The organism is Paenibacillus sp. JT22N1, assembly GCF_059692155.1.
In genome coordinates, this window is the sequence record NZ_JCAUAW010000002.1 from 103918 (window position 1) to 115711 (window position 11794).

Annotated in this window: 9 protein-coding genes and 1 pseudogene; 3 read left to right on the top strand and 7 right to left on the bottom strand. The window is 46.0% G+C overall.

Annotation, left to right across the window (positions count from 1 at the left end):
* Window positions 1–52: 52 nt before the first annotated feature.
* A pseudogene (locus tag AC58UU_RS04285) lies at window positions 53–379 on the top strand (transcriptional regulator); the annotation flags it as partial.
* A gap of 467 nt (window positions 380–846) precedes the next feature.
* On the opposite strand, the gene pruA reads toward AC58UU_RS04285, so the two are convergent.
* On the bottom strand, window positions 847–2415 hold the full coding sequence (gene pruA, locus AC58UU_RS04290; protein WP_497313320.1) for an L-glutamate gamma-semialdehyde dehydrogenase: 1569 nt from the start codon (window positions 2413–2415) through the stop codon (window positions 847–849).
* Window positions 2416–2449: 34 nt separating this feature from the next.
* Window positions 2450–3364, bottom strand: a complete 915-nt coding sequence (locus AC58UU_RS04295; protein ID WP_497313322.1) for a proline dehydrogenase family protein — start codon at window positions 3362–3364, stop codon at window positions 2450–2452.
* Between the two features lie 228 nt (window positions 3365–3592).
* Between AC58UU_RS04295 and AC58UU_RS04300 the strand changes: the two genes are divergently transcribed.
* Window positions 3593–5314, top strand: coding sequence for a sigma-54 interaction domain-containing protein (locus AC58UU_RS04300; protein ID WP_497313324.1), 1722 nt, complete (start codon window positions 3593–3595; stop codon window positions 5312–5314).
* Window positions 5315–5521: 207 nt separating this feature from the next.
* Window positions 5522–6721 (top strand): chromate efflux transporter, encoded by a 1200-nt coding sequence (gene chrA / locus AC58UU_RS04305; protein WP_497313326.1) that lies wholly within the window; start codon window positions 5522–5524, stop codon window positions 6719–6721.
* A 47-nt stretch (window positions 6722–6768) separates the two neighbouring features.
* Here chrA and AC58UU_RS04310 read toward each other — a convergent pair whose 3' ends face one another.
* Genes AC58UU_RS04310 through cysC form a run of 5 tightly spaced genes read right to left on the bottom strand, consistent with a single transcriptional unit; the run spans window position 6769 to window position 11761 of the window.
* Window positions 6769–7548, bottom strand: coding sequence for an aminoglycoside adenylyltransferase domain-containing protein (locus tag AC58UU_RS04310; protein ID WP_497313328.1), 780 nt, complete (start codon window positions 7546–7548; stop codon window positions 6769–6771).
* Between the two features lie 22 nt (window positions 7549–7570).
* A complete protein-coding gene (locus AC58UU_RS04315; protein WP_497313330.1) occupies window positions 7571–8383 on the bottom strand; it encodes a phytanoyl-CoA dioxygenase family protein in 813 nt (270 codons plus the stop codon).
* 32 nt (window positions 8384–8415) lie between these two features.
* On the bottom strand, window positions 8416–9825 hold the full coding sequence (locus AC58UU_RS04320; protein WP_497313332.1) for a sulfatase family protein: 1410 nt from the start codon (window positions 9823–9825) through the stop codon (window positions 8416–8418).
* Window positions 9822–11225: a sulfatase family protein gene (locus AC58UU_RS04325; protein ID WP_497313334.1), complete on the bottom strand. Its 1404-nt coding sequence runs from the start codon at window positions 11223–11225 to the stop codon at window positions 9822–9824. Before AC58UU_RS04325 ends, AC58UU_RS04320 begins: the two co-directional genes overlap by 4 nt.
* Window positions 11222–11761 carry an adenylyl-sulfate kinase gene (cysC, locus tag AC58UU_RS04330; RefSeq protein WP_497313336.1) on the bottom strand — a complete coding sequence of 180 codons (540 nt, stop codon included), beginning with the start codon at window positions 11759–11761 and terminating at the stop codon, window positions 11222–11224. The genes AC58UU_RS04325 and cysC overlap by 4 nt, the downstream gene beginning before the upstream one ends.
* Window positions 11762–11794 lie beyond the last annotated feature (33 nt).

The following is an 11794-nucleotide window of genomic DNA, read 5'->3' on the forward strand; positions in this document are numbered from 1 at the left end:
CTCCTCGCAAATATAGACGGAAGCGGGTTTTGTTTTTAACCAACAACCGTTCGGCTACCGCTATTTGGACTTCGCTTATATGCCAGGAGATACTAGGGGTGTAATTGAAATCCAAGGCTACAGCTCCCATGCTCGAGATCTTGATCTTTGGAGATTCAAAGACCTCTGTCTCCGGCATTGCCATCTTGCCTTGGATGGATGGCTGGATATGCCTATCGCCTACCCATCCATTGTTGAGTCACCGAAGCAGTGTCAGCAGCTTATTCTTTCATTTGTAGGCAAATTCATCTCATCCAATGTACCAGAGTCACTCTCTTGGCTAGAAAGCGAAACAGTCCGATTCGCGCGAAGACTATTGCGACCATTCTCCCCTATTCAGCATTGGGTACGCAATTCGACCGGAAGGCTGAATTCACCCATGTCGGGACGAGAATGTCATCAATACTACTGAAAGGGAACGTACGAGCGCTATTTATGCTAATTTTGCCTATTTAGCTACCTTGACGGAACTACAAGCCCTTATTTCCCCATTTTGTTCAGCATTTCAGCAAAAAATGGCAAAATAGCGGATCGACGTTCCCTCTGATCACGAAAATGCAGCTATATTGATAAATAGCGGATCGTAGTTCCCTTTCGCTGCTCGACGACCGATCATTGAGGCGAATTGCTCCCTTCTCTTCTCGACGACAACTTCTCTCGTCTAAATCATTATGAGAAACTAGTTCCTTTCGTTACTCGCATCCAATCCTTGCAGCGAACCTAGTCCCCTATGTTTCCGGAACCTCACCTGCCGATCCTAATAAAAAAGAAGGCCAGACTCATCGTCCGCCCTCTTTTTGCTAACCATTATATTTTGCGTGAAGTCAGCTTCGCTTGTGTAAGAAGCATGAGGTAGTCGTAACCGCCTGCTTTGGAATCTGTTCCCGACATATTGAAGCCGCCGAAAGGATGTACACCCACTAATGCACCTGTGCATTTGCGATTAATGTACAAGTTGCCGCAGTGAACAGTGTCTAATGCCTCAGAAATCCGCTCCTCATTCGTGGAGAAGTATGAGCCCGTTAAACCAAATTCCGTATCGTTGTACATCGCGATGGCTTCTTTCCAGTCCTTCGCTTTAGCGATAGCCAAGACTGGTCCGAAGATCTCTTCCTGCATAACGCGCGCTTTGCCGCTTACATCGCCGAACACAGTTGGCTGAATGTAATAGCCGTTTCCTTCGGCTTTTTCACCACCTGAAAGGAGTGTTCCTTCGGTTTTCCCAATTTCAATGTAATCTAAAATTTTATCATAGGAACTTTTATCAATGACCGGACCTGCTGCGAAATTGTGCTCAGGTAGACCGCTTTGCAGTTGGTTCGTCAGAGCAACTACTTTGTCTACAACTACGTCGTAAACAGATTCAACAATGATAGCACGCGAACCAGCCGAGCATTTCTGTCCTTGGAAGCCGAAAGCAGAAGCCACAATCGCAGCGGCAGCCGCGTCGAGATCCGCTGTTTCGTCCACGACAATACCGTCTTTGCCGCCCATTTCCGCAATAACACGCTTGATCCAAATTTGACCAGGCGCCACATCCGCGGCCAACTTGTTAATGCGCAAACCGATCTCTTTGGAGCCTGTAAAGCTAATGAAACGAGTCTTCGGATGAGTCGTTAAGTAGTCTCCTACTTCCGCACCGCTCCCTGGAATGAAATTAATTACACCAGCAGGAAGTCCTACTTCCTCCATAAGAGCCACGAATTTGTGAGCAATAACAGGCGTTGTTGAAGCTGGCTTCAGCAAAACGGTATTGCCAGAAACAACCGCCGCAATCGTCATGCCTACACAAATCGCTAATGGAAAATTCCATGGCGGGATGATAACGCCGACGCCTAATGGGATATAACTAATTTGGTTATTTTCACCAGGAATTTTGGCTAATGGCTGCGTCTCGTTAATTTGGCTCAAACGAATCATTTCGCGCGCGTAGAACTCGATGAAATCAATCGCTTCAGCGGTATCTACATCCGCTTCTACATAGTTTTTGCCTGATTCCAAAATCATCAACGCTGAGAATTCATGCTTACGATCACGCATTAGCGCAGCAGCTTTAAATAAATATTCCGCACGCTCTCTTACTGGAACCTTCTTCCAAGTTTCGAAAGTTTCGAGGGCAACATTCATCGCTTTTTCCGCAAGCTTCTTATCTGCTTTACTTACATATCCAATAATTTCGTCTACATTCCCCGGGTTAATCGATGTGATTTTTGCCTCGGTTACTACTTTCTCCGTACCGATATATAGCGGATATTCGCGTCCCAGCTCACTTTTCACTTTGGCAATAGCAGCTTGCATCGCCTTCACATTTTCCTCTAAGCCAAAATTTGTAAAAGCTTCATTTGCATACGGACTAACTTTCGTAAATGTATTCATATAAGTGCTCCTCTCCAAATGGAAAAATGGGGTGTTATTTAAACATATTTTTCAGAACAAACCAGACATTTGCTGGGCGCTCTGCTAACCTTCTCATGAAATATCCGAACCAATCTACACCGTACGGGACATAGACCCGAACTCGATATCCTTCTTTCACTAATTGCTTTTGCAAATCTTCACAAATCCCATAGAGCATCTGGAATTCAAACTGATCTATGGAGATAAGATTTGACCTTACAAATTCTTTCGTAAAATGAATGATCGCCTCATCGTGGCTTGCAATAGCTGTATAATGACCGTTCAGAAGATGTTTTTGAATGATTTTTTTGTAATTTTCATCAACTGCGCTTTTTTCTGGAAAAGCAACTTGCGGAGATTCCTTATAAGCACCTTTCACAAGTCGCAGATTGGCTCCGAGTGCATGTAAATCATCGATATCCTGTATGGTCCGGAACAAATAAGCTTGAATGACGATTCCTACGTTGTCATATTCTTGTCGAAGCTCTCTGTAAATATCGAGTGAGATTTGACAATGCGCATAATCCTCCATATCGATTCGCACGAAATTTCCATGCTGACGAGCACAATCAAGAATACGTTTCATGTTGTTTACACAGAGATCTCTGCTGATATCTAGCCCAAGTGAAGTCATTTTAAGCGACAGATTGGATTTGACGCCTGAACTAGCAATCGCATCTAACGTTTGAATACACATGGCTGCTGATTCCAACGCTTCTTCTTCACTGAAGACGAACTCACCCAAATGGTCCAGAGTCGCTACACGACCATCTTGATTAAGTCCGCGCACAGCTTCGATGGATTGCTGGATGGTCTCTCCTGCTACAAAACGCGCTGCACCAAAGCGTAAACCATACTTTTTGGCTAATCGATTAGCAGTGCGACTTTTACCTAAAGATTGAAACACATTTTTCATCAGAAGTTCCATCTGTTATTCCCCCAAAAGGAATTATACAATAGTGTCAAAAATATTAATTTTATTATACACTTTAATTTAAATTTTGAACACTATTTGTTTATATGCATATTTCTCTGATTATTGAACAGTTTTTATTTCTTTTCCTTTATCATACTCACCTTCTCGGCTTCCTGTGTTGAATCTCCCTTGCTTTCATGGTAAATTTAAACCAAATAAATGGTACAAATGAGGTCAATTATGTTCATTAATGAACACTTTCCATTGAACAACCCTATAATCACACTCCCTGTTGAAACAACGCTTGAAGAGCTTTCTTCCTATTTAAACAATGGAACGGCTGTTATTTCACATTGGCATGATGAAATATGCTTATTTACGCCGGAAGATGCAGGCCTTATGACGGCCTTTTCAGCTAGAAACATCCAAGAATTAGTAGAGAGCAGCAAACACTTTGTATCCGCGATTATTACTGTGGACGAAAACATCCCTTTGCCGCTTGTGCCTCAACGAACAAATCGACCGGTACTTTTCAAAGATAAGGATGGAACCATCGGGGGATACTCCGTTTTATCCACGTATCTCAATTCCGCCCTTTCCGAGCTGCAAAAGTGGTCTGCCTATTTCAATGCACTCGCGGATACCGTCACCGATGCTGTCACGGTCGTTGATCGAGCCGGCGCTGTGATCTGCTGGAATTCCGTCGCTGAAGAACTCTATCATCTTCCGGCAGCAGATATTTTAGGCAAACGCATTGGCGAACATTTTGATATCGAAACACTGATGGTCCTGAAAATTTTGGACGAAGGCAGGATGATTCGTAATACCTACCACCGCCCTCGGCCCGACACTCATGTCCTTATTAATGCGTCACCTATCAGAGATGCTCAGGGGCAAATCATTGGTGGCATTGCAACCGAGCAGGATATCACACAATTGGTACGATTGAACGAACAATTAACAACCGTCGATTCCTTCGGACTACCACAAAAAGATCAGGCTGAAGATCTCTTTACCTTAATTAAAGGAAAAGGACCTGCTATCGGCAAAGTCATCCAATGGGCCAAGAAGGTGGCAGCTACAGAAACACCCGTCCTCCTGATTGGAGAATCGGGTGTTGGCAAAGAGCAGCTTGCTCATATTATCCATCAGTCGAGTTCAAGATCCGAGCAGCCTTTCTTGACAATCAATTGTGGCATCGTTCCCTCAGGTCTATTGGAAGCTGAACTATTTGGCTATCAAGGGGGCGCCTTCACAGGAAGTGATAGTGGACAAGCTGGTAAATTGGAGCTAGCCAAAGACGGCACCTTGTTTATTAACGAAATAGAGAAGCTTCCTTTAGAGCTTCAAGCTAAGCTTTATCATTACATTACACAGCAAACGATCGTTCGCTCTGGAGGAAGTCAACCTATTAGCGTGCGTACCCGTATCATAATCGCAACAACACAAGATTTAGCAAGCAAGCTAGTCAATCAAGAATTTCGCTCGGATCTGTACTATGCGCTCAATGTGATTTCCATTCGGATTCCGCCTTTACGGGATAGAACCGAAGACATTCCTGCGATGGTCCAAATGTATCTCAAGCAGTTTTCACTGCAATACCAGAAGCCTGTTCCCACACTTTCGCCAGAGGTCATCTTGGCTTTGACCAACTATTCATGGCCAGGGAACATCCAAGAATTGAAAAATGTCATCGAGCGATGCATCATACTTAATGATGAAGACCTGATCACCTTAGAACATTTGCCAGTCACTTTACAGGAGCAGCAACCAAGTCTTGCTTCTTCAGAAGCAGATAATGTGGCGAATTCATTAAAAGCGAAGGTGTCTGATGTGGAAGAAATTCATCTGATTGAAGAAGCTCTGGCCAAAACGGCAGGCAATAAAAGCGCAGCAGCTAAACTGCTCGGCATCTCCCGCGGTACTCTTTACAACAAGATGAAGGAATATCAGCTGGAGTAATATGATTTGAAGAGCTCCCACGATCGTGTTACGAAACAGGATCATGATTTCTACTTAAGTAGAGTTCATGATCCTTTTATATGCGTAGAGAGAATCGGATGGTCCTCATTGTTGTATTATTTGTGTTAAACGGTAGAACCGCGCTGCAATTTCCGATACACTTAAATGACTTAGATGTTCATCAAGCGTCATTGAGGAGGAAATGGGTTGGACACCGCTGCAAAACCACAGCAAAGTAAACGAAGAGCATTGCTTGAAGTATTTCTCGTATCAACAAAATTAGGATTGACGTCCTTCGGTGGACCTATTGCCCATCTGGGCTATTTTCACAACGAATATATTCAGAAACGTAAATGGATGGATGAGAAAAGCTACGCCGATCTCGTTGCGCTATGCCAGTTTCTCCCAGGCCCAGCCAGCAGTCAGGTTGGTGTTGGTATCGGTACCATTCGGGCCGGATTGTTGGGGGGCGCAGCTGCTTGGCTAGGATTTACGTTACCTTCTATTATCCTCTTATTACTCTTTTCCCTACTGATGAAAGCCATGGATGTGAGCAGCACCGGTTGGATCCACGGTCTCAAAATCGTTGCAGTAGCCATCGTCGCACAAGCTGTTCTCAGCATGGGAAAAAAGCTAGCGTCAGATAAAAGCACGGCCTCCATAGCCATTGCAGCCGCATCGGTAACCTTGCTATGGCAGGCTGTTTATAGCCAAGTTGTTATTATTGTACTCGCCGGAATCATCGGGTTATTTTCTTTCAAAACCATTTCAAACCAAGATAACAGTACTATTCAAGTACGTGTTCATCGCTCTGTTGCAATCTTTTGCTTGATCCTTTATGTGTTACTGCTGCTGCTTCTTCCAATTTTCAGCGGTTTATGGCACTCGCAGCTCTTATCCCTTTTCGATTCGTTTTATCGGGTAGGTTCCTTGGTTTTCGGCGGCGGCCATGTCATTCTCCCCCTTTTGGAACGCGAAGTTGTCCCTCAAGGTTTGGTTAGTAAAGAAGTCTTCTTGGCCGGATATGGGGCTACGCAAGCAGTTCCGGGTCCGCTTTTTACATTTGGCACGTATTTGGGTGCTATGATTGACGGATTCAGAGGGGCCCTCGTGGGAACCTTCGCCATTTTCCTGCCTGCTTATCTTCTGATTAAAGGGGCCTTGCCTTTTTGGAATACATTACGAACAAATGTCAAAATTCAAAGTGCTTTCGTAGGCATTAATGCAGCCGTTGTCGGTATCCTGCTTGCGGCACTATATAACCCGCTATGGACAACCGCCATTATTCGTCCTTATGATTTTGCATTAGTAATCGTGTTATTTGGCCTGCTGGTGTTCTGGAAATTACCGCCTTGGTGCATCGTCCTCTTAGGGGCTGTTGCGGGTGAGGCTTTGTATTATTTATAAAAAGGAAATCGTCCTTTTCCCACAGTAATGTGGAAATAGGACGATTTTTATTTTTGTCCGCTTTCAATCGTATACCTAACCAAATCAAGGGTCTCATCTAACGCATCCAGTTCTATACCCTCGCGCCATGTCAAAGCTCGCTGGATTAGCACTTCCCATCTGCTGCCGTGGGTTTTAATCACCCATTTTGCCGCGGCGGGTTTAGAGGCAACTAATCCTGTCTCTATTGTATACAGGCACCTGCACATCGTAAGTATGGCATATGCTTGATATTCACTCGTACGGAGTCGTGACGCATTTTGGAATAAAGGTGCCCACCACTCGTTTAAAATCCCTTGAGTCGCTTTCCTCAGTTCCGAAGGTGTGACGGGATCAATCAGCGAGGGCGGGGAAGGTCCGTACAAAACGATGCCATGCTCACGAATAATCGAGCGTTGAATGATCCAATCGCTGGAATGCCCATCCACCGCGAAGCTTCCATCACTGCGAAGCGCAGGATGCCAGCATTGAAGCGGATTATAGCACCTCAAGGAGGCTTGCGAAATATAGGAGCCTTCCATTCTCGCAGCCCACCTATGACCCCTGTCTCGAAGATTGGCGTGCATTTGAGCCAACGCGGGCAAATGTTTGGGAGCCAGCTCATCCAACGTTACAACTAGAAAGTCGATGTCACTGCTTTCCGGATTGAAGTCACCTCCTGCCAATGAACCGTGAATATATAGACCGATAAAGTGATGTCTGAGAACACTTTCAACCCCAACGAGCAGTTGTTCCAGCACAATATTTACGTCTGGAAATGGCGTAGGATTCGGTGCTTGAAATCCCATGTCCCCCCCCTTTACAGCAGCGTTATCTTTGATAGACAACCGGAAAGCTCTCACCAGATACTATTTCGCCCGGCTGTACATGAATATGGGATTCCATCGGATGGTTGCCCGTCGGTGCAAAATACGTGTGCCCCGGCATATAGTGAACCGCAATGGCTCTGCGTTTTAATTCAGAACGATTATTTGGGCTACCGTGCCAAGTCAAGCTGTGGTGATAACCAACCTGACCTTTCTTAATTTCAAAAGGAACCGCTTCCACTTTAGCCCCTTCAGGAAGAAGCTCCGGCTGCTTGTGATATGGCATAAATTGTTCATTACTGCTTAAATACTTTTGATGATTACCCCATTTATGGCTGCCAGGCACCATCCACATACAACCATTTTCAATCACAGCATCATCCAAAGCTACCCAAGCACTAACGAGATCAGCCGGTTGAATAACAGGCCATAACGGATGATCCTGGTGCCAATTCGTTGGGCCTCCCATCACAGGCGGTTTGTATTGAATCTGATCATGCCAGATCCGAAGGGTGTCCGTATGGCTCAATTGCGCCACCTCTTCACAAATTCTTTGATTGGCTGCATGTTGCAAGTAGACATCGCTAGCCATCCAAATATTCACGATTTGAACAACCGTTTCCTTCTTCGTTATTGTCATCCCATAATGGGAGTTATCGAGCATATTTCGGTTCAGAATGGGCTTTTTAACGGATTTCCCGTCCATCACCATAGCCAATTCCTCACGTAATGTTTCTACCTCTTCATCGGATAAAACGACATCGCCTTTCAGAAACCCTATTTCATCGAATTGCTTGATTAGCTCCTGTGTTAGCATAGTTGATTCCTCCTTTAAACCGTGTACTTTCATCACTTTTTCCGTCCTTTGGTCAATTGATCACGCATCCATGGATTATGTACTAAGCCGTCGTCATCTCGATGCAGAATATCATACAACCGCTTGCGAAGCTCCAGAACAATACTTTTGTTTGCAGGATGCTGAATGACGTTTCGAAGTTCGTATGGGTCGTCGATCATATCGTAGAGTTCATCGACATCCGTAGAATTCCAAACGTATTTCCATTCTTTGCTGCGAATCATTCGCTGTGTGTAGAGCCCAAATTGCCCGCCATTGTATGTCGCGACGACTTCATTCCTCCAAACCGCAGGATGGGTGCCCCGGAGCAATGGCAGTAAGGATTCTCCGTGAAACCGATGATCAGGTGGCGGAGTTGAACAACTGATCTCTAACAGTGTCGGCGGCAGATCCAGCAAGGATTGCACGAATTCATCACAGCGTCTGCCAGGGGGAATGACACTAGGCCAACGTATAATGAGCGGAACTTTCACGACATCCTCATACATCACATAGTGTTTATCTAACATCCGATGTCCACCGCACATGTCCCCGTGATCGGATGTGAAAATCACGACCGTATCCTGGCTTTCCCCCAATAAATCTAGCTCCTCTAAAAGCCTGCCTATGGCATCATCCAATTGACTAATGATAGCGTAATAACGGGCGACGATAGGTGCCCAGTCCTCCCAGTCTAAGTTCTCGATCTGCCAATTCCGAAGCTGCTGCTCTTGAATATAAGGCTTATCAGCGAACGTTTCGCTGAAGCTGCCCCACATCGGAATACTCTCTATGGCATACTTTTCAGCAAACACTGCTGTCGGACGGCACGGCAGATGGGGCTCTTGGAAATTCACTCGAAGATGCCAAGGGGAGCCTCCCTTGGACAACTGCCTCATTAACACTGCTGCCATTTCTCCTGTTCGGTGTGTGCGAGTATCCGCTAGTGGTAGAGGATCCGTTTCTCCGAAGTAACCACTAGTGTAAGCTAGCTCCGGATAAGCCTCCTGCAGCCATGTGCGGTATCTTTCATCACTAGGAACAAACTCGTCATACCCATAACAGGTAGGGTCATTAGTTGGATGAACATCCCACTTTCCCATATAACCATTGTGATAACCCGCCTCCTGTAAGGAGCGAGCCCACGAATAGTCAGTGGGCTCGAGCGCACTTACCTTCATACCAAGTTTGAAATTCCAAAGTCCGCCGAAGGCTTCAGCTCGCCTGCCGCACACGAACGATTGTCTCGCCGGGCCGCATACAGGAATTGGGGTGTAGGCACGGTTGAACCACATGCCCCCGGCAGCAAGCCGGTCTATATGCGGCGTTAAGACAGGGGCTAAACCACTATAACCAAGACAATCATACCTTAGCTGATCGACCATAATGATCAGAATATTGGGCTGCTGCGCCAGCTTAGTCAAATCGAATGCCTCCCCGTATGTCGGGCGGCTGCGGACGCTTCATCGAATCGCTCACGCCTTGGATCTTGCATCCATTCCGACCAAGTCAGGCCATACTGCTGTAGTATCTCATGGATTCTATTCCGGAACGGGAGTCCTGCTTCCATCTGTGTCAGCATAGGATCTATACGTCCATTTAGCATTTGCGCAACCCACTCATCCAAGCGATAAGCGAGATCATTCGCAATAGGAACGGAGCTTTCGGCTACATTCCTCACTTCCTCTGGATCGGAGCGCAGATCATATAGCTCTCTATGTGGACGCACAAAAGGCCCAGAGTCTAACGTGCGGATAAATTTATAATCCTTCGTAACCACACCTCTGCTGGCCTGCCAAGCACATTCACTCAAGTAAACGAAGTCATGCGTCCCATCAGCTTCTCCCCTTAAGCTAGGCCACAAGCTGCGGCCATCCAATGAAGGAGGCGCCTTAATCCCGGCGGCTTCTAATATCGTGGGCATCATGTCCACCTGCTGGACTAACCCTTTGACTCTGCGTCCGGCTGGAATTCGTCTCGGGTATCTCATGATCATCGGGACTTGAACCGTCGTCTCATAGAGACCGCAATGATCCCAATAAATATCATGCTCCGTCAAGCTTTCTCCATGATCTCCGAACAAAATCAACAGGGTGTCCTCATATAACCCCTCTGCAATAAGCTGTTCATCAAGCTCGCGCAGACGATCATCGAGATAACGAACTTCCGCATCATACAATGCATTTACATAGGTAGCATCCGTCACAGGACCTAACAAATCATAATGATGGTGCTTGAAAAAAGGGTAAGCCGCATGATTATATGCGGCTTGCATACTGCGATTCGCAGGATCATACGGATCGCGGCTCTGCTCATAGAACGGTGAAATATAGTCTTCCGGTGGCTGATAAGGTGTATGTGGATCCCAATAATGAAGAAATAGAAAGAAATCTTCCTGCTTATGCTCACGAATCCATTGAAATGCCAATTGATTTATGGTTTTTCCGTCAATGCTGCGCTTCTTGCCTACCGAATTAATGTAATACCGATATCCTCTTGCGAACCATTCCTTCAGTTGATATAAATTATCGACTGCTGCTGTCGTGAACCCATTGTTTTGCATAAGAGACGGGAGCCACGCTTCCTTCTTAGGCAGGTGAGTTAGCGGCGAACCGTGAGCGACAACCCCCGTTCGTAAGCCAACTTTTCCCGTGAAAATGCCGGTGTGGGCCACTTCAGTCGGAATATCAGCCGCATAGGCTCTTTCAAATAATGCTCCTTGGGCGGCTATTTGATCCATGTACGGTGACGTAGGCTTCGCATAACCGTAGCAGCCCAACCGAGTAGCGCGAAGGGTGTCCAAAGAAATGAAGACGATATTCATACAGACTCACCCCGACCTATTTTCGTAGCCATGAAGTCCATGATTAAGGCTACGTTGCTCTCGAGCTCGTCAACATGCGTACGGATCACGATGTCAGGCTGCTCCGGCAACTCATAAGGATCTCCAATGCCCGTAAATTGTGGAATTTCCGCTTTTCTAGCTTTGGCATATAATCCTTTCACATCACGTCGTTCACATTCTTCTAGTGGGCAATCAACGAATATTTCGACATATCCAGGCAGCTCGGCGCGGGCATATTCTCTCATTTCCTCATAGGGGGTAATCGCTGATACAATAACGATAACCCCGTTGCGAGATAACAACTTGCACATATACACTATCCTTCTAATATTTGTGTTACGATCCTCACGACTAAAGCCGAGTCCCTGGGATATCGTCTTACGAAGTTCGTCTCCATCCAACAGCTCAACCTTCCGGCCGTAAGCGCGAAGTGGTTCAACCAAGGCACGAGCCGTCGTTGATTTTCCTGAACCTGAAAGACCTGTAAACCATAGTACCTCCCCTTGTTCACTCATAACCTTCCTCCTTCGGATCGGTCCATCCGACAT